The sequence below is a fragment of the Streptomyces sp. NPDC045998 genome (assembly GCF_056430285.1).
On record NZ_JBWKLJ010000005.1, the window covers coordinates 388,074 to 414,426 of the forward strand.

Here is a 26,353-nt window from a genome sequence, read left to right on the forward strand (position 1 = left end):
CCCGGAGAACTACGGTGCAATTCCACGACTCGATGATCAGCCTCATCGGCAACACCCCGCTGGTGAAGCTCAACAGTGTGACCGAGGGCCTGCAGGCCACCGTCCTCGCCAAGGTGGAGTACTTCAATCCGGGCGGTTCGGTGAAGGACCGGATCGCCCTGCGCATGATCGAGGCGGCCGAGCAGAGCGGTGAGCTCAAGCCCGGCGCCACCATCATCGAACCCACGTCCGGCAACACGGGTGTCGGCCTCGCGATCGTGGCCCAGCAGCGGGGCTACAAGTGCGTCTTCGTCTGCCCCGACAAGGTCTCCACGGACAAGATCAACGTGCTCCGGGCGTACGGCGCCGAGGTCGTGGTGTGCCCCACGGCCGTCGACCCCGAGCACCCGGACTCGTACTACAACGTCTCCGACCGGCTCGTACGGGAGACGCCGGGCGCCTGGAAGCCGGACCAGTACTCGAACCCGAACAACGCCCGTTCGCACTACGAGACCACGGGTCCCGAGGTGTGGGACCAGACGGACGGGAAGATCACCCACTTCGTGGCGGGCGTCGGCACCGGCGGCACCATCACCGGCACCGGCCGCTACCTGAAGGAGGTCAGCGGCGGCAAGGTCCGCGTCATCGGCGCCGACCCGGAGGGCTCGGTGTACTCCGGCGGCTCCGGGCGCCCGTACCTGATCGAGGGCGTCGGCGAGGACTTCTGGCCCAGCGCGTACGACAGCAGCGTCACGGACGAGATCATCGCGGTCTCCGACAAGGACGCCTTCCAGATGACCCGGCGCCTGGCCAAGGAGGAGGGCCTGCTCGTCGGCGGCTCCTGCGGCATGGCCGTCGTCGCGGCGCTGCGGGCGGCGGAGGGGCTCGGCCCGGACGACGTGGTGGTCGTGCTGCTGCCGGACAGCGGCAAGGGCTACCTCTCGAAGATCTTCAACGACGAGTGGATGGCGGACTACGGCTTCCTGGAGGAGGCCGGCCCGTCCGCCAGCGTGGGCGACGTCCTGCGGCACAAGGAGGGCGACATCCCCAAGCTCGTCCACATGCACCCCGAGGAGACCGTCGGCGAGGCCATCGAGGTCCTGCGCGAGTACGGCGTCTCCCAGATGCCCATCGTCAAGCCGGGCGCCGGCCACCCCGACGTCATGGCCGCCGAGGTCGTCGGCTCGGTGGTGGAACGCCAGCTGCTGGACGCCCTGTTCACGAAGCGGGCCTCCCTCGACGACCCGCTCGAGAAGCACATGAGCCCGCCGCTGCCGCAGGTCGGCTCCGGTGAGCCGGTCGCCGACCTCATGTCCGTGCTGGGCACGGCGGACGCGGCGATCGTGCTGGTGGAGGGCAAGCCCACCGGTGTGGTGAGCCGTCAGGACCTGCTGTCGTTCCTGGCGAAGGAAGGCAGGTAGCCGCGAGGCGGCCGCCCTTCGGGGCGGCTTCGCACAAACGGTACGAGCACGTCATGTCACGGCAGCACCCGCTTAACACTGCTCGTGCACGGTAGGACGTGTCGGCGTCAGGAACTTCCGGAGCGGCTCCCGGACCTCCCGCACGCCGCGGACGCGGAGACCGGCCCTGACCCGGCCCGCGTCCCCCGCGGGGACCGCCGTCGTCCCGCCCCCCGGCAACGGGGGTGCGGCGGTCCCCGCGCTTCTCCCGTACGGCCCGTGCGGTCAGGGGTTGTGGGTCTCGGCCCAGAGCATGGACATCCTCGCGATGCCGGCACGCACCGCGCCTCCCCGGGTGAGAACGGCCCGGTCGACTCCGGCGAAGAGGACCGCCAGGGCCAGATCCGCGGGCAGGACCCGGCCGTTCGCCTGGACGGAGACCTTCTTGCCTTTCCCGACCCCCGACTGCCGCACCGTGAGAACGACGCCGGGGTCGTCGGTGTCGGGCTTCCGCGCGAGCGTGTACGCCTTCCGATTGATCGCTGTCAGCCTGTAGTGGTCACCCAGGTACGTCATGCGCAGGGAACGGCCTCTCTTCGTCATGGCGAACCTGTTCCGCCTCAGTGACACGAGGCCGTCGCCCACGCGCACGGTCGAGCGGTTCAGGGCCGGCATCACCATGAGCTCGGCGTGGATGCCGCGGGTCTCCAAGGTGACCGTCGGAAGGAGGTCACCGCTCACCTGTGCGGTGAGGAGCTCCTGGACACGGGGAGGCGCGGACCAGATGACGCGGATGTCCCCGTATTCCGGAGACGTACCCTGCCAGCCGCGCGGCCGAGGCCCGCCCGGAGGCCGCTCCCCCTTCCAGAAGGTGAGCGTGAACGGGGTGAGGGTGGTGTGCATGGCGGTCCGTGACTGATCGAAGGGCCGAGGGTCGCGGCCCGGCCTCTTCGTCCCGCCGGCGATCCCGTCACCGCGTCGGACGTGGCCGGTCCGCCCTTGATCATGTCAGCGTCGCGGGTGGTCGGTTCAGAGGGTGACGCCCCCGTCGATGTGGAGCACGTTTCCGGTCATGTACTCCGCGGAGACCACGTAACCGACCATGTCGGCCACCTCCTCCGGCCGGCCGAAGCGGCGCAGCGGGATGGCCTGCAGTGCCTCGTCCCGCGCGGTCTGCGGCAGCGACGCGGTCAGGTCGGTCTCGATGAAGCCGGGCGCGATCGCGTTGGCGCGGATGCCGTACGGGGCGACCTCCTTGGCCAGCGCCTTGGTGAAGCCGATGATCCCGGCCTTGGAGGCGGAGTAGTTGGTCTGGCAGGCCTGTCCGTGGACGCCGGCGGCGGCGGAGATGTTCACGATGCAGCCGCGTCGGCGCTTCATCATCTCGAAGACGACCGCCCGGCTGACGTGGTACGTCCCGTCCAGGTTCGTGGCCAGGACCTGGTGCCACTCCTCCTCGCGCATCAGCGGCAGCGGGCTGTCCCGGGTGATGCCCGCCGCGGCCACCGCCACGTCGATCAGGCCGAGCTCGTTCTCGACCTCGCGGACCAGGGCGCGTACCTCGTCGGCCTGGGAGACGTCCGCGCGGCAGGCGAAGGCGCGCCGGCCCAGTTCGACGACCTCCTTCTCCACCTGCGCGGCGGCGTCGTCGTCGGACCTGTAGCAGAACGCCACGTCGTGTCCGTCGCGCGCCAGCCGGTGGACGACCGCCCGGCCGATGCCGCGTGAACCGCCGGTCACCAGGGCGACCGGTCGTACGTCCCATCCCCTCATGCACAACCCTTCTCGCTGGGTGGTGGCCGTCGCCCTGGAGAGCAGGGTCAGCACGCGGCGCGGACCACGCCTTGATCGATGAACTGGTGTGACACTTCAGCGAGTCGCCGTTCCAATACCAGTCGTAGTCGAGGCGTCACGCTAGTGCCGTCATGACGGGGCGTCAACTGGTGTGGAAGAGCGGGCGACGTGGACTGCACACCAGTGTGGGGATAGGTTGCAGTCACGGAGGTGAGGTGCGGCAATGACCAGTTCGTCGGACGTGCCGGGAAGAAAGAGTCTGGCCGACAAGATCAACCACCTTTTCGAGACAGTGGTTCCGGCCGGTCGCGGCCCCTACAGCACCGAGGAGGCCGCCCGGGCCATCAGCGAGCAGGGGGTGCCCATCTCGGGCAGCTACATCTGGCTGCTGCGCAAGGGGCAGCGCGACAATCCGACCATCCGGCACCTCGAAGGGCTGGCCCGGTTCTTCGGCGTGCCCCCGGCCTACTTCTTCGACGACGAGGTGACGGCGGCCGTCGAGGCCCAGCTCGGCATGCTCGCCGCGCTGCGGGACGCCCAGGTGCAGCACGTCGCCCTCCGGGCGGCCGGGTTGTCCTCCAAGAGCCTGCGCTCGATCGCCGAAGTCATCGACCGCGTACGGGAACTGGAGGGCCTGCCCCCGCAGGAGGCGCCGCAGGACGGCCGGGACGAGCCCCGGGGGCAGCCCGGACCGGGGAGCTGACGGGCCGTGGCGGGGGGCGTCTTTCGGTCAACCTCCGCCCGGCCGCCCCGGTCGGCCCTTGCGCCCGCCCGGACAGTTGGCAACGATCGAACGCCAACGGCACTGCCGGCATGTAGGCCGGAAAGGACACATCGGTGGGAGCATCTCCGCTACGCGTACCCGGTCGGCGCACCGCATTCCGGCAGATGCGCCGTACCTGCGAGAGGCTCATCGACGAGGCCGGCATCACCCCGGGCGGCGACATCATGGCCATCTGCGAACAGGTCAGCCGTCGGCGGGGCCGCGCCATCCGGCTCACCTCCATGGAACTGGAGGACCCGTCGCTCCACGGACTGTGGATCGCCGTCCCTGAGACGGACATCATCGTCTACCAGGCGGACACCAGCAGGTCCCACCAAGAGCACATCATCGCCCACGAGTTGTCGCACATCATCTGCGGGCACGACGGTGAGGCGGCCCCGGCGACCACCGCCCGCGCGACGACCGGTCCCGCGACGGCCACCCCGGTGGCGGCGGCGCCCAAGCGGGTCACCGTTCCGGAGCACCTCTTCCCCGACCTCGACCCGAACCTGGTCCGCAGGTCGCTGATGAGGTCCGTCTACTCGGACCGCGACGAGCAGGAAGCGGAGATGATGGCGTCGCTCATCCTGGCCGGTGCCCGCCAGGACGTCACCGGGGCGCCCCCCGCCCTCGCCCCCGAGATCGCCAGCGTCATGGCCCGCGTGGAAAGCGTCATCGGCCGCGGATGAACCTCTACGACGTGCTGGCGCACATCTGCGCCGCGGCCGGGCTCGCCGCGTTCTGCTACAAGCTCCCTGAACTGGTCCAGCGCAGGACCGATCCCGCCCTGTGGGCCCTCGCCGTCTACTTCCTGTGCTCCGGCCTCAGCTTCCTCATCGACTTCAACTGGCTGCGGGACCACGTCAACGCCCTCGCCGGATACGCCAACTTCACCACCATCCTCACGCAGGCCGCGGTCGTCGTCCTCACCGCCGCCCAGCAGGTCGTGCTGGTGCACTGGTCCCATCCCCCCGAAGAGGCACGCGTGCTGGCCAGACGGCGCATCCGGGCCTTCTCCGTCACGCTCGCGGCCCTCGTCGCGCTGTTCTTCATCGTCGAGCCCTACCGCAGGGACCCCTCCGCGGAGGGCACGCTGCTGCGGAACATGCAGGACCTGGACTACGCGGGCTACCTGCTCTTCTACATCACCATCTGCGCGGTGGGGCAGGTCGGAGCCCTGCGCCTGTCCTACCGGTACGCGCGCATCGCCCACCGCACGTGGCTGCGCGTGGGCATGTGGACGGTGACCGCGGGCGCCTCCTTCATCCTGCTGTACTGTGCCATCCGCTACACCCAGACGATCGGCACCCAGCTCGGCTACGACATGAGCGCCTGGGAACCCGCGTACTGGCTCGCCGGGGACGTGGGCTCGCTGCTGCAGGTCTTCGGCTGGACCGTCCCGTCCTGGGGGCTCGCGCTCTCCCGCTGGCTGTGGAACTACCGTTCCTACCTGCGGCTGCGCCCGCTGTGGTGGGCGCTGTACGAGGCGGCACCGGGCATCGCGCTGGAGCCGCCGCCGCCGAGGTGGCTGGACCGGCTGCCGCCGTACAGCCTCGAGTACCGGCTCTACCGGCGGGTCATCGAGATACTCGACGGGTTCCTCGCCCTGCGGCCGCACCTCACCCACGCCGCGGCGCTCCGCGGCGACGCGCCGGAGACCGCGCGGCGTTCCCCCGAGGACGAGGCCGGTTTCCTGCACGCCGCCCTCCGGGCGCGGGCGGAGGACCCGGACGCCTCCGCGCCCTTCGTCCCCGGCACCGGGCCCTCGCCCGCCGAGAGCCGGGGCGACTACGCGAAGGAGGTGGCGTGGCTGGCCGAGGTGGCCACGGCCTTCGCCCGCACCGCGCCCAAGCGCCGCGCCGCGCCCAAGCGCCGTACCGCCCCCCGAAAGCCGAGGTGACCCGCTGGTATGGAAGGGACGGAGGAAACGTTCCGGTCCCCGCGCGACATCGCGGCCATGACGGCGGAGCTGCTGGCGATCGACCGGGCGTCCGGCGCGCGCAGCGCCGCGCCCGTGGCCGTGCGCGCCGTCGCCGCGGTCCTGCGGCACCCCGGCCCCCCGCCCCCTGCGGCGGTCCCCGCCGGTCTCGCCGTTCCGGCCGATCTCGCCGAGTTCTTCGAGGTCGCCGCCTGGATCCTGTTCGACGCCGAGCAGCACGCGCTCTCGTACCGCCTCAACCGGCGCGCCCTCGCCCTGGCCCGTGGTCTCGGCGACGAGGACCGCTCCATCGAGCTGCTGACCCTGTCCGTGCTGAGCATGCAGGCGGCCCACCTCGGGCGCACCGGCGACTCGCTGCGCATCTCCTCGGCCGTCCTCGCGCGCAAGGGCCTGCCGACGCGGGTGGCCGCCCTCTTCCACGTACGCGAGGCCCGCGCCCACGCCCAGCGCCTGGACCGGCGTGCGGCGCTGCGGTCGCTGCGCATCGCCCACGAGCTGCACGCCGACGGGCCCGGCGCCAAGGACCCCGAGTGGGCCTGGTGGTTCGACCGCGCCGAGCTCGACGGCCACCACGGGCTCACCCTCGCCGACCTGGGCGATACGGAACGGGCGGCGTCCTTGCTGCACACGGCGACGGAGGCGGGCGACGGGCCCGCCTACCGGTCCCTCTTCGCCGCCGAGCTCGGTCACGTCCTCGCGCGGGCCGGGGCGTGGCGCGAGGCGGACGCGTGGCTGTCGGGCCTGATCGAGTCCGGGACGGTCCCGGCCATGGGATCCGTACGCGCCCTCCGGGCCCTGGAGGCCGCGACGCGGGCCGTCGAACGCGGGCGCGGTGTGCCGCGCGGTCCGCGCGAGACGGCACGGCACCTCGCCCGCCTCCTCCCGCGCTGACCCCGCGGCCTCACCCGTCCGTGCAAGGAACCAAGGAACCCAGGAACCCGAGAACCCCCGGAGGACACCCGTGCTGTCAGGAACCACCTCGCGCCTGCTCCACCTCACCACCGCCGCCGTCGTCCTGGCGGGGGCGGCCGACACCGTCGCCGGCTGGGCCGCGCCGGCCCAGCCGGCGCAGCAGGCCGCCACCCCCGTCCTGCGCGGTGAGCCGTACGTCGAGACGCACCTGTTCTTCGGCACCGGTCGCCACAACGGCGCTCCGCCGATCACCGAGGAGCAGTTCATGAAGTTCCTGGACGACCACATCACGCCCCGCTTCCCCTCCGGCCTCACCCTCCAGGAGGGCCACGGGCAGTGGCGCGACAAGACCGGCTCCATCAACAGCGAGCGCTCGTACGAACTGATCGTGCTGTACCCGAGGTCGGCCGCGCAGGCCCGGGACTCCGACATCGAGTACATCCGGGACCGCTACACGCGGATGTGGGGCCTGGAGTCGGTGGGCAGAGCCGATGTGCAGGTGGTGGCGGACTTCTGAGCGGAGGGCACCCGGCGCGGGCGGTGACCCGGTGGCCGCGGGGCCGGGGGGTCTCCCGGGGTGCAGTCGGTGCATAGAGTCATGCACACTTGTGCACGACTGAATGGACAGGGGGACGGACACCGTGAGCGACAGTCCCGCCGCGCGGATGCAGGCGCTCTTCGAAGGGCACCGGCTGACGCCGACGCAGCGCAGGATCGCGCACTGGATGGTGCGGCGCGCCGCGGACGTGCCGTTCCTGTCGAGCGTGGAGCTCGCCGAGCTGGCCGGGGTGAGCCAGCCGTCCGTGACCCGGTTCGCGGTCGCCCTCGGTTTCGACGGCTACCCGGGCCTGCGCAAGTACCTGCGCGAGGTGGCGCCCGCCGAGCCGGTGCCGGCCGGGGCCTCGGAGTTCAACGAGTACCAGCAGGCCGTCCACGCCGAGATCGAGAACCTGCGCCACCTCGCCGGGCTGCTCGCCGACCCCGAGCCCGTGGAGCGGGCCGGGCGGCTGCTCGCCTCCTCGCGGCCGCTGCCCGTGCTCGGGCTGCGGGCCGCCTCCTCGCAGGCGCGCGGCTTCGCGTACTTCGCGGCCAAGGTCCACCCCGACGTCCGGCTGCTGGACGAGGGCGGCACCATGCTCGTGGACCGGATCGACGGCGCCGTACGGGCCGGGGCCACGGTGCTGCTCTGCTTCGCGCTGCCCCGCCACCCCAAGGAGGGCGTCGAGGCGCTCGCGCACGCCCGGGAGGCCGGCCTGACGGTGGTGACGGTCGCGGACTCGGCGTTCGCGCCGGTCGCCAAGCACAGCGATGTCCTGCTCCCGGCGGCCGTCGGCACCGGGCTCGCCTTCGACACGGCGTGCGCGCCGATGCTGCTGGGGCGGGTGCTGCTGGAGGCGATGTGCGACGGGCTGCCGGACGCGCAGGCGCGCCTGGAGGAGTTCGACGCGGGGGCGGCGGCGCGCGGCCTCTTCGTGGAGTGATGGCCTCTCTCAGGAGACGTTAAGGGAAGGGCGCTAGCCTTCCGCCGCGACAGAAGCAGCTGATGTCGGGAGCGTTGAGGAGGCGGACGTGGCGCGGGGCGGTCAGGCGCTGGCGAGAGTGGCCGTGGTCGTACGAGCGGGGGCGGCTCCCCTGTGGTGGCCGGGGTTGCTGGCCGCCGGGCTCGGGGCGCTGGTGCCCGGGCTGACCGGGCGGCGCATCGGACTGCTCACCGGGGCCGCGCTGTTCCTGGTGACGGCCGCCGCGGTGGCCCTCGCGCGGCGCGCGCGGTACACGCGCCTGGCGGCGGAGGCCACCCGGGCCGCGCGCGCCGACTTCCTCCAGGACCGGGCCGTGACCGCCCGGGCCTGGCGCCGCTCCCGCCGCTGGTGGCTGCTGGGCGCCTTCCTGGCCGCGCTCGGCCTCTCCTTCGCGCTGCCCGGCGCGGGCGGGCTGTGGCTGGCCGGGGCCGGCGCGGGGCTGTGGCTGAAGGCCGTGTGGCTGGGCCGCTGGGAGCACCGGCACGAGACGCTGCTGTGGGTGTGTGCCGACCGGCTCGCCAAGGGCCCGGCCGGCAAGCCCGTGCGCGCGTACCGCACCACGGGCATCGCCGCGGGCGACGCCGCACCCGGCGGGGCGCGGCGCCGCCGCTGAGCGCGGCTCACACTTCGAGTTCGGACTCGATGCGCCGCAGGTGGTGGCGGGCCATCGCCAGGTTGGACCGCTCCTTGTCGAGCGCCAGGTACAGGAACAGGCCCGCACCGCCGCGGCTCTTGAGGAGCCGGATGAGGTGGTACTGGGTGCCCAGGGTGATCAGGATGTCCTCGATCTCGTCCTTGAGGCCGAGCATCTCCATCGTGCGGACCTTGGCGCGGACGACGTCGGTGTTGCCCGCCGCGGCGATCGCCAGGTCGAGGTCCTTCCCGCCGCCTATCGTGCCGAGGGCCATGCCGCTGGTGTAGTCGACGAGCGCGGCGCCCAACGCGCCGTCGATCGTGGTGGTTTCCTTCAGGGCGGTTTCGACGTTGGCCATCGCTTGCTCACGCTTCCTTCGGTGTCTGGGACGGCGGTGTGGGGGACGGCGGTGTGGGGGACGGCGGTGTGTGGGACGGGCGGGGCGGGATCGGGGGCCGCGCGGGCGGCCGCTGCTGCGGTACGAGCGCGGCGTCGACCACGCTGCCGATACGGGCGCTGGAGCGCCGGGCCTCCAGATGGAGGCGGCCGACGTTGACGCGGGGCTCCGCGAGGAGGGTGAGGACGGCGGAGCCGCCCGCCGCGTACGTGGCGACGTAGCCCTCCTCGCCGCGGACCAGCAGCTCGCGGAAGCCGCCCTGGCCGGTCGCGTCGGTGAGCCGCTGGGCCACGCCGAGCGCGGCGGCCGTCAGCGCGGCGACGCCCTCGGCGGTGCTGCCGCCGCCGCCCGTGTCGTGGGCGAGGACCAGGCCGTCGGCGCTCGCCGCGAGGGCCCCGGTCAGCTGCGGGAGCCGGGCCCGCAGGCGTCTGAGCTCGCCGAGCACCTGGGCTTGGGCTTCGGCGTGGGCTGCCGTGCGGGTCGTCGTCACAGGTGGGCCTCCAGGGCGTCGCGGAGCCGGCGGAGCAGGGCGGTGTCCGGGTCGGGGACGGACGGCGGCAGCCAGCGCGGGGGCGGTGGCGCCGGTTCGAGCGGCGTGGCGACCAGCCCGGCCGCCGCGAGCCGCCGCACCTCCAGCAGCGTGTGGAAGGCGGGCCGCCCCAGCGCACGGGCCAGCTCCACCGGCGTACGCGTGCCGTCGGCGTACGCGAGGAGCGCCCGCTGCCGCAGTGTGAGGGTCTGGCCGGGGGCCGCCGGGCGGGGCACCACGGGCGCGGCGTCCACGGCCGGGTACGGCCACACGCCGTCCAGCAGCGCGCGGCGGCGCCGGGTCTCGCGCTCCACGTCGACGAGCGGGATGGGGCGTACGGGGGGTACCGGGCCTGGGACGGCGACGGGCCCGTAGCGGAAGCGGGTCGGGCCGCTGCCGGGGGTCAGCGCGAAGAACGCCGCGTCGTACAGGGCGCCGAGGCGGCAGATCTCCAGCTCGCCGTCGCCGAGCCGCCGGTCCGGGGGCAGTCGGCCGCCCGCCGTGAGCAGGACGTCGAGGCCGGGTGCGACGGGGCTCTCGGCGTGCACCACGCGGCCGTCGACGACGTGCAGCGTGCCGTGGTCGCGCAGCAGTGCGCCGGTGGCGCTCTCGGCGGCCAGCCGCAGCAGCAGGGGCGAGACGACGGTCATCCGAGGACCAGCCGTTCCGCGAGGTCGCGCAGGCGGAGGCGGGCGAGCGCGAGGTTGCCGGTGGAGCGGTCGAGCCAGAGGTGGAGGAAGACGCTGCTGTCGAAGGTCGTCTCGACGAAGCGCAGGACGTGGTAGCCGGAGCGGGTGGTGACGATGACGTCCTCGACGGGCGGCCCCTTGGGGGAGCCGCCGTCGCGTAACCCGGCGTCAGGGAGCTCGTCGTCGGATAACGCGCCGTCGCGTAACTCCTCGGGGCGGGCGAACGACTCGTACTCGGCCGCCGCCCGCGCCAGTTCGGCCGTCTCGGCGGCGGTCGTCTCGTGGTCGCCCACCGGGGAGTCCCCGATCACCCCCAGCGCCAGACCGCTCGTCCAGTCGACGAGGGCCGCTCCCCGCGCGCCCGGCACGGTCATGGCGTGGAGCAGGCACTCATCGATTCCGGGCACGCGGGCTCGCCTCCCTGTTCCCCGTTGCGTGGACACGGCAGTGACGGCGACGTTACGCAACGTTCGCCCGCCCGGAGGGAGTTCTGGCATTTTCCAACGGAACATGCGCCCCGGGCGGTACGGTTCGCCTCACACGTCGGACCCGCGCCCCCCGGGCCTCACCCCTCGCCGCGTACGCGCAGCACCAGCTTGTTGACCGCCCACAGCGCGATGCCGATCGCCAGCAGCACGCCCGCCCGGACGTACACGTCCGCCTCCCGGTCCGCGAGCGGGCTCGCCAGGATCAGGGACGTGAGCGCCCCGAGGACCGGCAGCGCCGTCGGCGTACGGAAGTGCGCGTGTCCGACGCGGTCGCGGCGCAGCACGAGCACCGCGATGTTGACCACCGCGAAGACGCACAGCAGGAGGAACGCGGTGGTGTCGCCGAGCCCCTCGATCTCGCCCGTCGAGACGAGGCCGATGGCCAGGAGCGCGACGAAGACGATGCCGACGACCGGCGTGCGCCGCACCGCGAGCACGCGGCCCATGGCGCGCGGCAGGATCCGCTCGTTGGCCATGCCGTAGCAGAGCCGCGAGGCCATCATGATGTTGATCAGCGCCGAGTTGGTGACGGCGAACAGCGCGATCAGCGCGAACGCCTTGGGCGGGAAGTCCAGCCCGCCCGCCTTGACCACCTCCAGCAGCGGCCCGCTGGACTTCTCCAGCGTGCGGTGGTCGACGAGGAGCGAGGAGACCAGCGCCACCAGGACGTAGATGGTGCCGGTGACGGCGACGCCGGTGAAGATCGCCCGGGGGAAGGTGCGGACCGGGTCGCGGGTCTCCTCGGCCATGTTGACCGAGTCCTCGAAGCCGACGAAGGCGAAGAAGCCGAGCGCTGTCGCGCCGAGGACGCCGGTGAGCAGCGCGTACCCCGTGCCGGTCGCCGTGAGGTCGCCGAGGCGCGACGGCTCGCCCTCGCCCGTCAGGACGGCCCACGCGCCGATGGTCAGGATGACGAGCAGGCCCGTCAGTTCGACGACGGTGAGGACGACGTTCGTCTTCACCGACTCCGACACGCCCCGCAGGTTGAGCGCCGCGAGGGCGAGGATGAACAGGATCGCGATCAGCGTCGGCGGGACCGCGCCCCCGGTGAACTCGGCGAGGTAGTCCCCGCTGAAGGCCCGCGCGGCGGCGCTCGCGGACGAGAGCCCCGAGCACATCACCATGAAGGCGACGATGAAGGTCAGGAAGGGGACCTTGAACGCCTTCTGGGTGTAGAGGGCCGCTCCGGCCGCCTTCGGGTACTTGCCGACGAGTTCGACGTACGACGCCGCCGTCAGGATCGCGACGACGAAGCCGATGAGGAACGGCAGCCAGAGCGCGCCGCCGATCTTGCCGGCGACCTTGCCGGTGGTGGCGTAGATGCCGGTGCCCAGGATGTCGCCGATGACGAAGAGGATGAGCAGCTTCGGCCCGATGGCCCGCTTGAGCGCGGTGTCATCTCCGGGGCCCTGCTCCTGCTGGGGTACGTGCGTGGCCATGGGGAGGTTGTGCCCCGGAGACACGGCGTCAGTCGGACGCTGGTACGTCCGGGCGCACCGGCGCGACCGGGCGGATCGTCCCGTCCGGGCGCATCGGCCCGTCCGGGGACACCAGCGCGTCCGGCTGACCGCCGCCCGCCTCGGCGACGATCTCGGCGACGCTCTGCGGCGGCCGCACGGTGGTGAAGCGGACCGTCCCGTCGTCGCCCGCGGTGTAGCCGTACACGCCGGGGCGGGGCAGGGAGTTGTACGCGTAGTGGTGCGCGAAGTAGTACGCCCCGGTGTCCAGCGCCGCCACCACGTCGCCCGGTTCGAGGAGCGGCAGCGGGCGCGCGACGGCGAGGAGGTCGCCCGCGAAGCAGGCGGGGCCCGCCACGTCCTGGTCGACGGCCGGGCCGTCCTCCTTGGGCAGCCCCTGTGCGTCGTACGCGGCGATCCTCAGCGGCCAGGAGGCGGGGTCGTAGACGGTACGGGTGGCGACCTGGACGCCCGCGTGGGTGACGGCGATGGGCCGGGAGCCGGACGTCTTGGTGTACTCGACGCGGGCGAGGACCGTGCCGTGCTTGGCCAGCAGCGACCGGCCGAACTCGGTCACCAGGCCGTAGCGCCCGTCGAACAGCCCGGGTACCTCGGTGGCGAGGAGGCGGGCGTACGCGGCGTACGTCGGGGTCTCCTCGTCGGAGGCGAAGTTCACCGGGAGGCCGCCGCCGATGTCGAGGGTGTCGACCTGGCGGCGCCCGGCGGCGGCGTTGATCTCCTCGGCGAGTTCGTACGCCGCGCGGACACCGGTGACGAGGAGCGACAGCGGCAGGCCCTGGGAGCCGGAGTGGGTGTGCAGCCGGGTGAGCCACGGGCGTTCGAGGTACGCCCGGACGACGCGGGCGCGGGCGCCCTCGTCGCGCAGCGCCACGCCGAACTTGGAGGTGGCGGTGGCGGTGGACAGGGCGTTGATGGTGCCGCCGCCGATCTGCGGGTTGACCCGCAGCCCGAGGGGCGAGGCGCTCGGCGCCTGCGCGAGCAGGGCGTCGATACGGGCGAGCTCCTGCGGGTTGTCGGCGTTGACGGCGATCCCGAGGGCGAGGGCCTCGCGCAGCTCGGCGGGCGTCTTGGCCGGCGAGTCGAGGACGATCCGGGCCGGGTCGACCCCCGCGGCGCGGGCCAGGGCCAGCTCGCCGGGGCTCGCGACCTCGGCGCCGAGCCCCGCCTCGTACAGCAGGCGCAGGACGGGGACGAGCGGGCAGGCCTTGACGGCGAAGGCGTGCAGCACGGGCGCGTCGGTGACGGCGGCGAAGGCGGCGCGCAGGGCGGCGGCGGAGGCGCGGACGCCGTCGGTGTCGAGGAGCGCGACGACGGGCTCGGCCTCGGTGAGGAGGCCCTGGTCGACCGCGGCTCGCACGGCGTGATCGCGACGGTTCGAAGCCATGTGCTCCAGCCAATCACCCGGCGTGCGCGACCGCAGCCGTTGACTACTTCTATTCAGCAGGCCAATATGTGAATAACTGATTCTGCAACACGTCCCCCACGTCTTCGTTCCCACACGTCTTCGTGCAGTCGTTTCGAGGAGGCACCCCCATGTCAGGACCCCGCCCCGTACGGGCCCCGCGCGGTACGGAACTGAGCGCCCTGGGATGGCAGCAGGAAGCCGCCCTGCGGATGCTGCAGAACAACCTCGACCCCGAGGTCGCCGAGCACCCCGACAAGCTCGTCGTCTACGGCGGCACCGGCAAGGCCGCGCGCGACTGGCGTTCGTTCGACGCCATGGTCCGTACGCTGCGGACCCTGAAGCAGGACGAGACGATGCTCGTCCAGTCCGGCCGCCCGGTCGGCGTCATGCAGACCCACGAGTGGGCGCCGCGCGTCCTCATCGCCAACTCCAACCTGGTGGGCGACTGGGCGAACTGGGAGGAGTTCCGGCGCCTGGAGCAGCTCGGCCTGACCATGTACGGGCAGATGACCGCCGGTTCGTGGATCTACATCGGCACCCAGGGCATCCTCCAGGGCACGTACGAGACGTTCGCCGCCGTCGCCGCGAAGAAGTTCGGCGGCACGCTGGCCGGGACCATCACCCTGACGGCCGGTCTCGGCGGCATGGGCGGCGCCCAGCCGCTCGCCGTGACGATGAACGACGGCGTCGCGATCTGCATCGACTGCGACCCGCGCGCCATCGAGCGCCGCATCGAGCACCGCTACCTCGACGTGAAGGCCGACTCCCTCGACCACGCCCTCGCCCTCGCCACCGAGGCCCGCGACGCCCGCAAGCCGCTCTCCATCGGCGTCCTCGGCAACGCCGCCGAGCTCGTCCCGCAGCTGCTCGCCATGGGCGCGCCCATCGACATCGTCACCGACCAGACCTCCGCCCACGACCCGCTCGCCTACCTGCCGGTCGGCGTCGCCTTCGAGGACATGGCGTCGTACGCCGCCGAGAAGCCCGCCGACTTCACCCAGCGGGCCCGCGAGTCGATGGCCCGGCACGTGGAGGCCATGGTCGGCTTCATGGACGCGGGCGCCGAGGTCTTCGACTACGGCAACTCCATCCGCGGCGAGGCGCAGCTCGCCGGCTACGACCGCGCCTTCGCCTTCCCCGGCTTCGTGCCCGCCTACATCCGGCCCCTCTTCTGCGAGGGCAAGGGCCCCTTCCGCTGGGCCGCCCTGTCCGGCGACCCCAAGGACATCGCCGCGACCGACCGCGCGATCCTCGACCTCTTCCCCGAGAACGAGTCCCTCGCCCGGTGGATCAAGATGGCCGGCGAGCGCGTCCACTTCCAGGGCCTGCCCGCCCGCATCTGCTGGCTCGGCTACGGCGAGCGCGACCGCGCGGGCGAGCGCTTCAACGACATGGTGGCGAGCGGTGAGCTGTCCGCGCCGGTCGTCATCGGCCGCGACCACCTCGACTGCGGCTCCGTCGCCTCCCCGTACCGCGAGACCGAGGCCATGCTCGACGGCTCGGACGCCATCGCCGACTGGCCGCTCCTCAACGCCATGGTGAACGTCGCCTCCGGCGCCTCCTGGGTCTCCCTCCACCACGGCGGCGGTGTCGGCATGGGCCGCTCCATCCACGCGGGCCAGGTCACGGTCGCCGACGGCACGCCGCTGGCGGGCGAGAAGATCCGCCGCGTGCTGACCAACGACCCGGGCATGGGCGTCATCCGGCACGTGGACGCCGGTTACGACATCGCCGAGACGGTCGCGGACGAGAAGGGTGTCCGGGTCCCGATGCGCGAGGGTGACGACGCGTGACGTCCCCGACCTTCCAGGAGATGTGGCGGGACCTGCTGCCGGTGGGCCGGAACCCGGCCTCCGGCGGCTACCGCCGGTACGCCTGGACCGGCGCCGATGCCGACTGCCGCACCTGGTTCCAGGAGCAGGCCGAGTCCCGCGGTCTCACCTACGAGACCGACCGCAACGGCAACCAGTGGGCCTGGCTCGGCGACCCCCTCGGTGAGGGCGCGATCGTCACCGGCTCGCACCTGGACTCCGTCCCGGACGGCGGCGCCTTCGACGGCCCGCTGGGCGTCGTGTCCTCCTTCGCCGCGCTGGACGAACTCCGCCACAGGGGTGTGGAGTTCCGCCGGCCGGTCGCCGTCACCAACTTCGGCGACGAGGAGGGCGCCCGCTTCGGCCTCGCCTGCGTCGGCTCCCGGCTGACCGCCGGGCAGCTGACCAAGGAGGCGGCGTACGCGCTGCGCGACGGCGACGGCGTCCCGCTGCCGCGGGCCATGGAGGAGGCCGGGTACGACCCGGAGGCCATCGGCCCGGACCCGGAGCGGCTCGCGCGCATCGGCGCGTTCGTCGAACTCCACGTCGAGCAGGGCCGGGCCCTGGACCTGTCCGGCGACCCGGTCGGCATCGCCTCCGCCATCTGGCCGCACGGCCGCTGGCGGTACGACTTCCACGGCGAGGCCAACCACGCCGGCACCACCCGGCTGGTCGACCGGCGCGACCCGATGCTGACGTACGCCGAGACCGTGCTCGCCGCCCGCCGCGAGGCGGAGCTGGCGGGCGCGGTGGCCACCTTCGGCAAGATCTCCGTCGAACCGAACGGCGTCAACGCCATCCCGTCGCTGGTACGCGGCTGGCTCGACTCGCGCGCGGCCGACCAGGAGACGCTGGACACGGTCGTGTCCGGCATCGAGCGGGCGGCGCGCGAGTACGCCGACCGGCACGGGATCGACCTCACGGTCGTCCGGGAGTCCTTCACGCCGGTCGTCGAGTTCGCGCACGCGCTGCGCGACGAGCTCGCCAAGATCCTCGGCGGCGGCATCCCGGTCCTCGGCACCGGCGCCGGGCATGACGCGGGCATCCTGTCGGCCTCCATCCCGACGGCCATGCTGTTCGTACGGAACCCCACGGGCGTCTCGCACTCCCCGGCGGAGTCCGCGACCGAGGACGACTGCGTGGCGGGCGTCCACGCCCTCGCCGACGTACTGGAAGGGCTGGCATGCGCGTGACCACGTACTGGCTGGAGCACGCCTGGCTGGACCCGGCGGTCGAGTCGGGCGTGGTCCTCGACGCCGGGGCGGACGGCCGGATCACCGCCGTCCGCACCGGCGTCGCCACCCCGCCGACGGGCGCGACCGTCCTGCGGGGCCTGACGCTCCCCGGGCTCGCGAACGCGCACAGCCACGCCTTCCACCGGGCCCTGCGCGGCTCCGTACAGGTGGGCAGCGGCACCTTCTGGACCTGGCGCGAGGTCATGTACGGGGTCGCCCAGCGGCTCACCCCGGACACGTACCACGCGCTCGCGCGGGCGACGTACGCCGAGATGGCGCTCGCCGGCATCACCGCCGTCGGTGAGTTCCACTACCTGCACCACGCGCCCGGTGGTACCCCCTACGCCGATCCCAACGCCATGGGCGAGGCGCTCGTCGCGGCGGCCGGCGAGGCAGGCATCCGGATCACGCTGCTCGACACGGCGTACCTGTCGAGCGGCTTCGGCGAGCCGCCCAACGACCACCAGCTGCGCTTCTCCGACGGCACCGCCGAGGCCTGGGCCGAGCGCGCCGCGCTGCTCAAGGAGCGGGAGCACGCCCGGGTGGGCGCCGCCATCCACTCCGTCCGCGCGGTCCCCGCCGACCAGCTGTCCACGGTCGCCCAGTGGGCCGCCGAGCGCCGGGCGCCGCTGCACGTCCACCTCTCCGAGCAGACGGCGGAGAACGAGGCGTGCCTGGCCGCCCACGGCCGCACCCCGACCCGTCTGCTCGCCGACCACGGCGTGCTCGGCGCGCACACCACCGGCGTCCACAACACCCACCTCACCGACGAGGACATCGCCCTGCTCGGCGGCTCCGCCACCGGCACCTGCATGTGCCCGACGACCGAGCGCGACCTGGCCGACGGCATCGGCCCCGCCGCCGCCCTCCAGAAGGCCGGCTCGCCCCTGTCGCTGGGCAGCGACAGCCACGCGGTGATCGACCTGCTGGAGGAGGCCCGCGCGATGGAGCTCGACGAGCGCCTGCGCACCCGCACGCGCGGCCACTGGACGGCCGCCGCGCTGCTGCGCGCCGCCACCGCCGACGGCCACGCGGCCCTCGGCTGGCCCGACGCCGGCCGCCTGGCGCCGGGCGCGCTCGCCGACTTCACGACGATCGCGCTCGACTCGGTCAGGACAGCGGGGCCGCCACCGCGTCTGGCAGCCGAGACGGCGGTATTCGCCGCGTCGGCAGCGGATGTGCGGCATACGGTCGTGGGAGGCCGCCATGTCGTGCGGGACGGGGCCCACGCCCAGGTCCCGGACGTCCCCCGGGCACTGGCGGACGCGATCGCCGCCCTGCGCGACTGACGCGACCGACGCGACCGGCGACGCGGCCGGCACCACCCGCACCCGCACCCGCGCCCGCACGACCGAAGCCCGCACGACCGAAGGAGGCACCCCTCACCATGAGCAGCGGTCCGGAGATCACGAACACCCCCGCGGCGACGCCCGCCCCCGCCACGACGAACAGCGCCGTCGCGGCGACGGCGACCGTCATCACCAACATCGCCAGCCTGGTCACCAACGACCCCTCCCTCGGTGACGGATCCCCCCTCGGCCTGATCCGGGACGCGGCCGTCGTCATCGACGGCGACCGCGTCTCCTGGATCGGTGAAGCCAGCAAAGCACCCGCCACTGACAATCGGGTCGACGCCGGCGGCCGGGCCGTCGTCCCCGGCTTCGTCGACTCCCACTCCCACCTGGTCTTCGCGGGCGACCGCACCGCCGAGTTCAACGCCCGCATGTCCGGGCAGCCGTACGCCGCCGGCGGCATCCGCACCACCGTCGCCGCCACCCGCGCCGCCACCGACGAGGCCCTCGAAGCCAACCTCACCCGCTATCTGCGCGAGGCCCTGCGCCAGGGCACGACCACCTTCGAGACCAAGTCCGGCTACGGCCTCACCATCGAGGACGAGGCCCGCGCCCTGCGCATCGCCGCCCGCCACACCGACGAGGTCACCTACCTCGGCGCGCACATCGTCTCCCCCGACTACGCCGACGACCCGGCCGGCTACGTCGACCTCGTCACCGGCCCGATGCTGGAGGCGTGCGCCCCGCACGCCCGCTGGATCGACGTCTTCTGCGAGAAGGGCGCCTTCGACGGCGACCAGGCCCGCGCCATCCTCACCGCGGGCAAGGCGCGCGGCCTGCACCCCCGCGTCCACGCCAACCAGCTGTCGTACGGCCCCGGCGTCCAGCTCGCCGTCGAACTCGACGCCGCCTCCGCCGACCACTGCACCCACCTCACCCAGGCCGATGTGGACGCCCTCGCGAGCGGCGGCACGGTCGCGACCCTGCTGCCGGGTGCCGAGTTCTCCACCCGCGCCGAGTGGCCGGACGCCCGCCGCCTCCTGGACGCGGGCGTGACCGTCGCCCTGTCCACGGACTGCAACCCCGGCTCCTCCTTCACCTCCTCCATGCCGTTCTGCATCGCCCTCGCCGTACGGGACATGGGCATGACGCCCGACGAGGCGCTCTGGTCCGCCACCGCCGGCGGGGCCGCCGCCCTGCGCCGCGAGGACATCGGCCGCCTCACCCCCGGCGCCCGCGCGGACCTGGTCCTCCTCGACGCCCCGTCCCACGTCCACCTGGCCTACCGCCCGGGCGTCCCGCTCGCCGCGGCGGTCTGGCGCGGCGGCGTACGCGAGGTCTGACCCCTCCCGCCTCTCCGGCCCCTCTGGCCACCCCAGGCTTCCCCTCGGTCACCACATGCGTAAGTAACCCTGTCCTAAGGGGATTTGACCCGGTACCGTCTCGTCCAGCAAGGCTCATGGGGGAGACCGGGGAACCGGGACCGGGGGTCGGAGTTGAGCGCTGCGCGTGAACAGGGCGTCCGCGTCCATGTCGTCAGGCCGGGGGAGCTGACCGAAGGGGACCTGGAGACGTGGCGCGCACTGCGCGCCACCTCCAAAGTCCCCGCCAACCCCTTCATGGAGCCGGAGTTCACCCTCGCCGTCGCCCGCGTACGCCCCGGCACGGCGCGCGTCGCCGTCCTCTCCGAAGGCGGCGAGACGGCCGGGTTCCTCCCGTACGAGAACGGCCCCCTGGGCCACGGACGGGCCATCGGACACGGCGTTTCGGACTGCCAGGGAGGGGTGTTCCGAGCCGGTCTGAGGACGACGGGCCCCGCGCTGCTGCGCGGCTGCGGGCTGACCGCCTGGAGGTTCGACAACCTCGAGGCCGGACAGGGCCTGTTCGTCGCGGACGCCGCCGAGGAGTTCGCCTCGCCCGTCATCGACGTCGGGGAGGGGTACGCGGCGTACGAGAGGGCCCTGCGCGCGCGGTCGCCCAAGTTCCTGAAGACCACCCTCGCCAAGGAACGGCGCCTCGGCCGCCGGGCCGGGGAGGTGCGGTTCGTGTTCGACGAGCGCGACCCGGCCGCCCTGCGCACGCTCATGGCGTGGAAGTCGGCCCAGTACCGCCGTACCGGCCGCCGCGACCGGTTCGCGCGGGAGTGGATCAGCGCCCTGGTGCGCGGCCTGCACCGCACGCGCGCGCCCGGCTGTTCCGGAGTGCTGTCCGTGCTGTACGTCTCCGGGCGGCCGGTCGCCGCCCACTTCGGGCTGCGCTCCCGCACCGTCCTGTCGTGCTGGTTCCCGGCGTACGACCCCGCCTACGCCACGTACTCGCCCGGCCTGATCCTGCACCTGCGCCTGGCCGAGGCGGCCGCCGCGGCGGGCATCGGGATGCTCGACCTCGGGCGCGGCGCCGCCGAGTACAAGGACGCCCTCAAGACCGGTGAACTGCGGGTCTACGAAGGGGCCTCCGTACGCCCCGGAGTGCGCGCGGGCCTGTACCGGATCGCCCGTGAGCCGCGCCGCCGCGCCCACCGCTTCGTACGCGACCGGCCCCGCCTCGCGGGATACGCCCGGCAGGCACTCAACCAGGCCGGCCGGCTCCGCCGCCGCTGAAGGAGGAGCTCCCTCATGCCGCACAGCCCGCCCCGGCCGCCGATCGCCGTCGCCGACCTCGACCTGGACCTCGACCTCGACGACCTCACGGACCTGGACCTGGACCCGGACCCGGACGTGGACGGCGCCTCCATCCGCTCCTTCCGGTGCGCCGACGAGCCGACGGAGTGGGTCTTCGCTCTCGTACGGGTCCGGGGCAGGCCCGTCGGCACCGTCCTGGGCCGTCTCGCCGCCACCGTGGACCCCGCCCGCGCGGTCGCGGCCCTCGCCCGCGAGCACCTGGCCGGCACGGGGCCCCGGCCACCGGTGGAACCGTACGGCGACCTGCCCCGGACGACCATCGTCGTCGCCACCCGCGAGCGCGCCGGGCAGCTCGCCCGCGCCCTGGACTCGCTCCTCGCCCAGGACCACCCCGACCACGAGACCGTCGTCGTCGACAACGCGCCCCGCACCACCGACACACGTGACCTCATCGCCGCGAAGTACCCCACCGTCCGGTACGTCCGGGAGGACGTCCCCGGTCTCGCCGCCGCCCACAACAGGGGCGCGGCCGTCGCCGACGGCGCCGTCCTCGCCTTCACCGACGACGACGTGGTCGCCGATCCGCACTGGCTGTCCGCCCTCACCGCGCCCTTCGCCGCCGACCCGGGCACCGGCTGTGTCACCGGCCTGATCCTGCCCGCCCGGCTGCGTACGCCCGCCCAGGTCCTCCTGGAGAGCCACGGCGGCTTCGCCAAGGGCTTCACGCCGCGCACCTGGGACCCGGCGCGCCCGCCCGCCGACGAGCCGCTCTTCCCGTTCACGGCGGGCAGCTTCGGCTCGGGCGCCAACATGGCCTTCCGCGCGAGCGCCCTGAAGGCCGTGGGCGGCTTCGACCCCGCCACCGGCACCGGCACGCCCGCCAAGGGCGGCGACGACCTGTACGCCTTCGTCCGCGTCCTCGCCGCCGGGCACCGCCTGCGCTACACGCCCGACGCGCTCGTCTGGCACCACCACCGCGAGACCTGGCAGGACCTGCGCCGGCAGGCGTACGGCTACGGCGCCGGGCTCACCGCGTACCTCACGGCCCTCGCCGTCCGCCGCCCCGCCCTGCTGCCCGCGCTCCTCGCCCGCCTCCCGCGCGGCCTGGCCCACGCCCGCGCGATGACCGCCGCGCGCGGCGCCGCCCCCGGAGTCGCCGCCCCCGGCGCACACGGGGCCCACGGCCACCCCTGGCCGCGCTCCCTCTCCCGCCTGGAGCGGCTGGGCATGCTGTACGGGCCCGTCGGCTACGCCCGCGCGCGGCTGCGCCTCAGAAGCGGCGGAAGCGGTGAGGCCCGATGAGGACACCCGTGCCGGTGCTGCTGTACCACGCCGTGACGGACGACCCGCCGCCCTGGATCGCCGAGTTCACCGTCACGCCCGCCGACTTCGCGGCGCAGCTCGACGCCGTCGTGGCGAGCGGCCGCACCCCCGTGCCGCTCAGCGCCCTCGCCGACCACCTCGCGGGGAAGGGCGGCCTGCCGCCCCGGCCCGTTGTGCTCACCTTCGACGACGGCTTCGCCGACCTGCCCGGCCCGACCGCGGAGGCGCTCGCCGCCCGCTCCCTGCCCGCCACCGCCTATCTGACGACCGGGGCCATCACCCCGGGCCGCGCCTGCCTGCTGCCGCCCGCGCCGATGATGGCGCTCGCGCAGGCACCGCTGCTGGAGCAGTACGGCCTGGAGGTCGGCGCGCACACCGTCACCCACCCCCAGCTGGACGTGCTCCCGCCCCGGGCCGTCCGCCGGGAGCTGCGCGACTCCAAGGCGGCCCTGGAGGACGTGCTCGGCCACGAGGTGGCCCACCTGGCCTACCCGCACGGCTACAACAGCCGCGCCGTACGGCGGGCCGCGCGGGAGGCCGGCTACGCGTCCGCCGTCGCCGTACGGCACGCCCTCAGCTCCCGCACGGACGAGACGTACCGCATCGCCCGGCTCATCCTGCGCCGTACGCACACCGTCGCCGACGTCGAGCGCTGGATGCAGGGCCGGGGCGCGCGGACGGCGCCGTACCCGGACTCGCCGGCGACCGTCGGGTGGCGGGTGTACCGGCGGGCGAGAGCGGCGGTGCGCGGGCCCGTGTTCGCGGGCTAGGAGCGGCCGGAAGACGTCGAGAGAGAGGGGGTCGCACAGTGGGGCAGCAACGCGTGCCCGCGCCGGTCGCCGCCGCGCCGGCCGGGGGAGGGGCGGACGCCCCGGCGGGGGGGACCGCGGACGCGCCCCCGTCCCCCTCGCGCGGAGCGCGCCGTTCGCCGCGCACCGCCCTCGCCGCGCTGCCGCTGCTGTCGGCCGCCGCCCTGTGGCTGTACGCCCTGCCCCACGTGGACTTCCGCGCCATCGGCGACTACGGCCTCCTGGACCGCTTCCCGGCCGCCTTCTACGCCGCGCTCGCCGCGCTGACGGCCGGGTTCGCGCTCACCCTGCGGCGGGGCGCCCGGTCCGGGACCTGGTGGCCCGCCACCTACTGCGTGGCGATGCTGGTGGCGCTCAAGGCCCCGCCCGCCCTGCTGTACGACGGGGTGCGGTACGCGTGGGCGTCCAAGCACGACGCCGTCATCACCCGGCTCCTCGCGGAGGGCACGGTCCACCCGTACGCCGAGCTGTCGGGCGGCATGTCGGCGTACGACCAGTGGCCGGGTTTCTTCGCGCTCAACGCCGCGCTCGTACGGGCCGTTGGCGTGGAGTCGGCCGCCGCGTACGTCAACTGGGCGCCCGTCGCGTTCGGCGTGCTCACCCTGCCCGTGCTGACGCTGCTCTACCGCACCTTCACCGACGACCGGCGGCTGGTGTGGACGGGCGTGTGGATCTTCCAGCTGGCGAACTGGGTCGGCCAGGACTACCTCGCGCCGCAGGGCTTCGCGTACCTGCTCCACCTCACCGTCCTCCTCGTCGTCGTACGGCACTTCGTCCGGCCGGGCTCCGCCGGGCGGCTGCGCGACAGGGACCGGCTCGACCCGGCGGCGGCCGTCGCGCCACCGTCCACGGGCCTGCGGCGGCGCGCGGCCGGGGTGCTGCTCCTCGTACCGCTGGTCGCGGCCGTCAACGCGGCGCACCAGCTCACGCCCGTCATGCTGTGCGCCACGCTGTTCGCGCTGTGCCTCACGCGCCGCTACCGCAACCTCGGGCTGCTCGCCGTCACCGGCCTGATCATGCTGGCCTGGGACCTGACGATGGGCCGGGTGCTGTTCCTGGAGACCCTCGGCAGCCTGCGCGAGTCGGCCGGGGACCTGCTCGGCAACTCCCGCGCGGGATACGCCGGGGAGCCCACCGGGCCCGGCCCCGAGCTGGTCGGCACCGCCAACGTCCTCATGGTGCTGGCCCTCGCCGTCCTCGCCGGTACGGCCGTACTCCTGCGCCGCCGCCTGGTGCGCACGGCCCTGCCGCTGCTGCTGGCGGCGGCGGCGCCCGTGCCGATGTTCGCCGTCAACGACTACGGCGGCGAAATGCTCTTCCGCGTCTACCTGTTCGGCCTGCCCGAGACGGCGTTCTTCGCGGCGGCCGCGCTGGTCCCGGCCGCCGGTGCCGCCCGCACGGCTCGGCGCGTGGCGGCCGTCGCCCTGCCCGTCGCCCTCACCGCGCTGCTCGCGGGCTTCCTGCCGTCCTACTACGGCAAGGAGGGCATGCACTACGCGCCGCCCGCCGAGACCGCGCTGGTGACGCGCGCGTACGACCGGGCTCCGGCCGGCTCGCTGATCCTCGCCACCACCGGGTCATTCCCCGGCGCGTACACCCGCTACGACCGGTACGAACGCTGGTTCTTCACCGAGCAGGACGTGCCCGAGAACCTGAGGATGCTGCGCGACCCGGCCGGTTACCTGGCGCGGGGCATCCCCGAGGGCCGGCGGGCGTACGTGATCCTCACCCCCACCCAGGAGGAGGCGGTCATCGGCGAGGGCTACCTGCCGCCCGGCGGCTTCGACACGCTGACGGCCGCCCTCAAGCGGTCACCGCTCTTCCGCGTGGTGGAGGAGAGCGAGCACGGTCTCGTCCTGCGGTACGTCCCCACGGTGACAGGGGGATCACCATGAAGCCGAACCACCACGCGCGGACCGGAACATGGACCAGGGTGGCCCTGGCCGCCTCCGGATGGCCGGTCCTCGCCGCCACCGCGCTGCCGGGCGGCTCGCCCCTGCGCTGGGTCCCGGTGCTGCTGTTCCTGACGCTCGCCCCGGGCCTGGCGCTGCTGCACCCGCGGCACGGCGCCCGGGCGCAGCCGCTGGAGACGCTGGCGCTCGCCGTGCCGCTGAGCCTGTCACTGGCCGCGCTCGTCGCGACGGCGCTGTTCCTGGCGGAGGCCTTCTCCACCGCGGCGTTCCTGGTGTCGCTGGCCGTCTTCGTGACGGTGGCCGCCGCCCTTCCCGGGGTACCGCTCCCGGCGGACACCCGCGAGGGCGCCGGATGAGGTGGCGGGGTACGTACACGGCGCTCGCCCTCGCCCTCGCCGTCGTCGGGGCGCTGCTCCTCGGGCTCGGGATGTGGACGGCCACCCGGCCCGACGGCACCCGGGCCGACGATCCCTGCGCGGCCACCGCGCTGCTGGAGCCCCCTTGCGGGGCCTGGTGGGGCGCCTACGTGCCGTACGCGGCGAACGGGTCCCTCACGGACGCGGTGACCGACTTCGAGCAGAAGATCGGCAGGAAGCTCGATCTCGTCTACAACTACCACGACATGTCCGGCACCGAGCTCGACGGACAGCTCCTCACCCCCGACGAGCAGGAGCTCGGCCGCGAGCGGCTGCTGATGCTGGCGTGGGAGTCCACCGTCTGGACCGAGCCCCACCACGCCAACTGGACGGAGCGGCAGCTCGGCTGGAAGAACATCGCCTCCGGCGCGTACGACGAGGAGGTCATCGACCCGCAGGCGCGCCGCATCAAGGCGTACGGCAAGCGGGTCTTCCTCTCCTTCGACCAGGAGACCGACTTCCGCCTCAAGGAGGGCGCCGGCACCCCGGCCGAGTTCGTCGCCGCCTGGCGCCACCTCCACGACCGGTTCGAGCGGCTCGGCGTGGACAACGTGGTGTGGGTGTGGACGGTCTCCGGCTACCTGGGGAACGCGCGGCAGATGAAGGAGCTGTATCCGGGCGACGCGTACGTCGACTGGATCGGCATGGACCAGTACAACTACCACCTCTGCCACAAGACGACGACCTGGCTGGACTTCGAGCGCAGCCAGCGCCCCTCCTACGACTGGCTGCGCGCCCACGTCTCGGCCGAGAAGCCCCTCATGCTGGCCGAGTTCGCCACCGCACCCGACCCGGCGCGGCCGCAGCGCCAGCGCGACTGGTACGCCGAGATCCCGAAGGTCGCGCCGACCCTGCCGAAGGTCAAGGCGCTGGTCCACTGGAACCGCCCGGTGCCGGGCGACGGGTGCGACCTCACCGTCAACGCCGGGCCCGGCCTGGAGGGGTACCGCCTGGCCGGCCAGGACCCCTACTTCAAGCAGCCCGTCCCGCCCCGGTGACCCCCTTC

Annotated in this window: 26 protein-coding genes; 18 read left to right on the top strand and 8 right to left on the bottom strand. The window is 73.6% G+C overall.

From position 1 onward, the window contains the following. Positions 1-14 precede the first annotated feature (14 nt). Complete coding sequence (locus AC07FJ_RS18210) at positions 15-1,400, top strand: cystathionine beta-synthase (RefSeq protein ID WP_479050048.1); 1,386 nt, start codon at positions 15-17, stop codon at positions 1,398-1,400. A 264-nt stretch (positions 1,401-1,664) separates the two neighbouring features. On the opposite strand, the gene AC07FJ_RS18215 is transcribed toward AC07FJ_RS18210, so the two are convergent. Then, positions 1,665-2,282: a hypothetical protein gene (locus AC07FJ_RS18215; RefSeq protein WP_479050050.1), complete on the bottom strand. Its 618-nt coding sequence runs from the start codon at positions 2,280-2,282 to the stop codon at positions 1,665-1,667. A gap of 126 nt (positions 2,283-2,408) precedes the next feature. After that, positions 2,409-3,152 (bottom strand): 3-oxoacyl-ACP reductase FabG, encoded by a 744-nt coding sequence (fabG, locus tag AC07FJ_RS18220; RefSeq protein WP_361418337.1) that lies wholly within the window; start codon positions 3,150-3,152, stop codon positions 2,409-2,411. Positions 3,153-3,396: 244 nt separating this feature from the next. Here fabG and AC07FJ_RS18225 point away from each other — a divergent pair, with 244 nt between their 5' ends. The 7 genes from AC07FJ_RS18225 (at position 3,397) to AC07FJ_RS18255 (ending at position 8,920) form a co-directional block, all read left to right on the top strand. Beyond that, the gene (locus AC07FJ_RS18225; protein ID WP_479050052.1) at positions 3,397-3,876 is read left to right on the top strand and encodes a helix-turn-helix domain-containing protein; all 480 of its coding nucleotides are present in this window, start codon (positions 3,397-3,399) and stop codon (positions 3,874-3,876) included. Between the two features lie 185 nt (positions 3,877-4,061). Beyond that, entirely contained in the window at positions 4,062-4,625 is a 564-nt protein-coding gene (locus AC07FJ_RS18230; protein WP_479050054.1) for an ImmA/IrrE family metallo-endopeptidase, read from the top strand. After that, positions 4,622-5,836, top strand: a complete 1,215-nt coding sequence (locus AC07FJ_RS18235) for an MAB_1171c family putative transporter (RefSeq protein ID WP_479050056.1) — start codon at positions 4,622-4,624, stop codon at positions 5,834-5,836. The genes AC07FJ_RS18230 and AC07FJ_RS18235 overlap by 4 nt, the downstream gene beginning before the upstream one ends. 9 nt (positions 5,837-5,845) lie before the next feature. Further along, on the top strand, positions 5,846-6,766 hold the full coding sequence (locus AC07FJ_RS18240) for a DNA-binding protein (RefSeq protein ID WP_479050058.1): 921 nt from the start codon (positions 5,846-5,848) through the stop codon (positions 6,764-6,766). Positions 6,767-6,836: 70 nt separating this feature from the next. After that, positions 6,837-7,304 carry a DUF3574 domain-containing protein gene (locus tag AC07FJ_RS18245; RefSeq protein WP_479050060.1) on the top strand — a complete coding sequence of 156 codons (468 nt, stop codon included), beginning with the start codon at positions 6,837-6,839 and terminating at the stop codon, positions 7,302-7,304. 103 nt (positions 7,305-7,407) lie between these two features. Next, positions 7,408-8,268, top strand: a complete 861-nt coding sequence (locus AC07FJ_RS18250; RefSeq protein ID WP_479050062.1) for a MurR/RpiR family transcriptional regulator — start codon at positions 7,408-7,410, stop codon at positions 8,266-8,268. A gap of 88 nt (positions 8,269-8,356) precedes the next feature. Next, the gene (locus AC07FJ_RS18255; protein ID WP_479050064.1) at positions 8,357-8,920 is read left to right on the top strand and encodes a hypothetical protein; all 564 of its coding nucleotides are present in this window, start codon (positions 8,357-8,359) and stop codon (positions 8,918-8,920) included. A 7-nt stretch (positions 8,921-8,927) separates the two neighbouring features. Here AC07FJ_RS18255 and AC07FJ_RS18260 read toward each other — a convergent pair whose 3' ends face one another. From AC07FJ_RS18260 to AC07FJ_RS18285, 6 genes are all read right to left on the bottom strand, one after another. Next, the gene (locus AC07FJ_RS18260; RefSeq protein WP_361418361.1) at positions 8,928-9,299 is read right to left on the bottom strand and encodes a hypothetical protein; all 372 of its coding nucleotides are present in this window, start codon (positions 9,297-9,299) and stop codon (positions 8,928-8,930) included. Between the two features lie 7 nt (positions 9,300-9,306). Further along, a complete protein-coding gene (locus tag AC07FJ_RS18265; RefSeq protein WP_479050065.1) occupies positions 9,307-9,828 on the bottom strand; it encodes a roadblock/LC7 domain-containing protein in 522 nt (173 codons plus the stop codon). After that, a complete protein-coding gene (locus tag AC07FJ_RS18270) occupies positions 9,825-10,517 on the bottom strand; it encodes a transcriptional regulator (RefSeq protein ID WP_479050067.1) in 693 nt (230 codons plus the stop codon). Before AC07FJ_RS18270 ends, AC07FJ_RS18265 begins: the two co-directional genes overlap by 4 nt. After that, positions 10,514-10,963 carry a hypothetical protein gene (locus tag AC07FJ_RS18275; RefSeq protein WP_361418370.1) on the bottom strand — a complete coding sequence of 150 codons (450 nt, stop codon included), beginning with the start codon at positions 10,961-10,963 and terminating at the stop codon, positions 10,514-10,516. The genes AC07FJ_RS18270 and AC07FJ_RS18275 overlap by 4 nt, the downstream gene beginning before the upstream one ends. Before the next feature lie 158 nt (positions 10,964-11,121). Further along, a complete protein-coding gene (locus AC07FJ_RS18280) occupies positions 11,122-12,483 on the bottom strand; it encodes an APC family permease (RefSeq protein ID WP_479050069.1) in 1,362 nt (453 codons plus the stop codon). Positions 12,484-12,511: 28 nt separating this feature from the next. Further along, entirely contained in the window at positions 12,512-13,906 is a 1,395-nt protein-coding gene (locus tag AC07FJ_RS18285; RefSeq protein WP_479050071.1) for a type III PLP-dependent enzyme domain-containing protein, read from the bottom strand. A 149-nt stretch (positions 13,907-14,055) separates the two neighbouring features. Between AC07FJ_RS18285 and hutU the strand changes: the two genes are divergently transcribed. The 10 genes from hutU to AC07FJ_RS18335 all read left to right on the top strand — a co-directional run bounded on the left by hutU (position 14,056) and on the right by AC07FJ_RS18335 (position 26,345). Next, entirely contained in the window at positions 14,056-15,720 is a 1,665-nt protein-coding gene (gene hutU / locus AC07FJ_RS18290; protein WP_468289033.1) for a urocanate hydratase, read from the top strand. Positions 15,721-15,740: 20 nt separating this feature from the next. Then, complete coding sequence (locus AC07FJ_RS18295; RefSeq protein WP_479050206.1) at positions 15,741-16,931, top strand: allantoate amidohydrolase; 1,191 nt, start codon at positions 15,741-15,743, stop codon at positions 16,929-16,931. Next, positions 16,922-18,262, top strand: coding sequence for a formimidoylglutamate deiminase (locus AC07FJ_RS18300; RefSeq protein WP_479050072.1), 1,341 nt, complete (start codon positions 16,922-16,924; stop codon positions 18,260-18,262). Before AC07FJ_RS18295 ends, AC07FJ_RS18300 begins: the two co-directional genes overlap by 10 nt. Before the next feature lie 98 nt (positions 18,263-18,360). Further along, positions 18,361-19,608, top strand: coding sequence for an imidazolonepropionase (gene hutI / locus AC07FJ_RS18305; protein WP_479050074.1), 1,248 nt, complete (start codon positions 18,361-18,363; stop codon positions 19,606-19,608). A 153-nt stretch (positions 19,609-19,761) separates the two neighbouring features. Beyond that, positions 19,762-20,865: a GNAT family N-acetyltransferase gene (locus AC07FJ_RS18310; protein WP_479050076.1), complete on the top strand. Its 1,104-nt coding sequence runs from the start codon at positions 19,762-19,764 to the stop codon at positions 20,863-20,865. A 15-nt stretch (positions 20,866-20,880) separates the two neighbouring features. Beyond that, the gene (locus AC07FJ_RS18315; protein WP_479050077.1) at positions 20,881-22,188 is read left to right on the top strand and encodes a glycosyltransferase family 2 protein; all 1,308 of its coding nucleotides are present in this window, start codon (positions 20,881-20,883) and stop codon (positions 22,186-22,188) included. After that, positions 22,185-22,979, top strand: coding sequence for a polysaccharide deacetylase family protein (locus tag AC07FJ_RS18320; RefSeq protein ID WP_479050079.1), 795 nt, complete (start codon positions 22,185-22,187; stop codon positions 22,977-22,979). The genes AC07FJ_RS18315 and AC07FJ_RS18320 overlap by 4 nt, the downstream gene beginning before the upstream one ends. Before the next feature lie 38 nt (positions 22,980-23,017). Then, positions 23,018-24,913, top strand: a complete 1,896-nt coding sequence (locus tag AC07FJ_RS18325; RefSeq protein WP_479050081.1) for a hypothetical protein — start codon at positions 23,018-23,020, stop codon at positions 24,911-24,913. Then, complete coding sequence (locus AC07FJ_RS18330; protein ID WP_479050083.1) at positions 24,910-25,287, top strand: hypothetical protein; 378 nt, start codon at positions 24,910-24,912, stop codon at positions 25,285-25,287. Before AC07FJ_RS18325 ends, AC07FJ_RS18330 begins: the two co-directional genes overlap by 4 nt. Beyond that, positions 25,284-26,345, top strand: coding sequence for a glycoside hydrolase family 26 protein (locus AC07FJ_RS18335; RefSeq protein ID WP_479050085.1), 1,062 nt, complete (start codon positions 25,284-25,286; stop codon positions 26,343-26,345). The genes AC07FJ_RS18330 and AC07FJ_RS18335 overlap by 4 nt, the downstream gene beginning before the upstream one ends. Positions 26,346-26,353: the final 8 nt, after the last annotated feature.

Excerpts from the sequence above, each read along its gene's own strand:
- AC07FJ_RS18215 (WP_479050050.1), bottom strand. The coding sequence starts at position 2,282 with ATGCACACCACCCTCACCCCGTTCACGCTCACCTTCTGGAAGGGGGAG.
- fabG (WP_361418337.1), bottom strand. The coding sequence starts at position 3,152 with ATGAGGGGATGGGACGTACGACCGGTCGCCCTGGTGACCGGCGGTTCA.
- AC07FJ_RS18225 (WP_479050052.1), top strand. The coding sequence starts at position 3,397 with ATGACCAGTTCGTCGGACGTGCCGGGAAGAAAGAGTCTGGCCGACAAG.
- AC07FJ_RS18230 (WP_479050054.1), top strand. The coding sequence starts at position 4,062 with ATGCGCCGTACCTGCGAGAGGCTCATCGACGAGGCCGGCATCACCCCG.
- AC07FJ_RS18235 (WP_479050056.1), top strand. The coding sequence starts at position 4,622 with ATGAACCTCTACGACGTGCTGGCGCACATCTGCGCCGCGGCCGGGCTC.
- AC07FJ_RS18240 (WP_479050058.1), top strand. The coding sequence starts at position 5,846 with ATGGAAGGGACGGAGGAAACGTTCCGGTCCCCGCGCGACATCGCGGCC.
- AC07FJ_RS18250 (WP_479050062.1), top strand. The coding sequence starts at position 7,408 with ATGGACAGGGGGACGGACACCGTGAGCGACAGTCCCGCCGCGCGGATG.
- AC07FJ_RS18260 (WP_361418361.1), bottom strand. The coding sequence starts at position 9,299 with ATGGCCAACGTCGAAACCGCCCTGAAGGAAACCACCACGATCGACGGC.
- AC07FJ_RS18270 (WP_479050067.1), bottom strand. The coding sequence starts at position 10,517 with ATGACCGTCGTCTCGCCCCTGCTGCTGCGGCTGGCCGCCGAGAGCGCC.
- AC07FJ_RS18280 (WP_479050069.1), bottom strand. The coding sequence starts at position 12,483 with ATGGCCACGCACGTACCCCAGCAGGAGCAGGGCCCCGGAGATGACACC.
- AC07FJ_RS18285 (WP_479050071.1), bottom strand. The coding sequence starts at position 13,906 with ATGGCTTCGAACCGTCGCGATCACGCCGTGCGAGCCGCGGTCGACCAG.
- hutU (WP_468289033.1), top strand. The coding sequence starts at position 14,056 with ATGTCAGGACCCCGCCCCGTACGGGCCCCGCGCGGTACGGAACTGAGC.
- AC07FJ_RS18295 (WP_479050206.1), top strand. The coding sequence starts at position 15,741 with ATGTGGCGGGACCTGCTGCCGGTGGGCCGGAACCCGGCCTCCGGCGGC.
- AC07FJ_RS18300 (WP_479050072.1), top strand. The coding sequence starts at position 16,922 with ATGCGCGTGACCACGTACTGGCTGGAGCACGCCTGGCTGGACCCGGCG.
- hutI (WP_479050074.1), top strand. The coding sequence starts at position 18,361 with ATGAGCAGCGGTCCGGAGATCACGAACACCCCCGCGGCGACGCCCGCC.
- AC07FJ_RS18315 (WP_479050077.1), top strand. The coding sequence starts at position 20,881 with ATGCCGCACAGCCCGCCCCGGCCGCCGATCGCCGTCGCCGACCTCGAC.
- AC07FJ_RS18320 (WP_479050079.1), top strand. The coding sequence starts at position 22,185 with ATGAGGACACCCGTGCCGGTGCTGCTGTACCACGCCGTGACGGACGAC.
- AC07FJ_RS18330 (WP_479050083.1), top strand. The coding sequence starts at position 24,910 with ATGAAGCCGAACCACCACGCGCGGACCGGAACATGGACCAGGGTGGCC.
- AC07FJ_RS18335 (WP_479050085.1), top strand. The coding sequence starts at position 25,284 with ATGAGGTGGCGGGGTACGTACACGGCGCTCGCCCTCGCCCTCGCCGTC.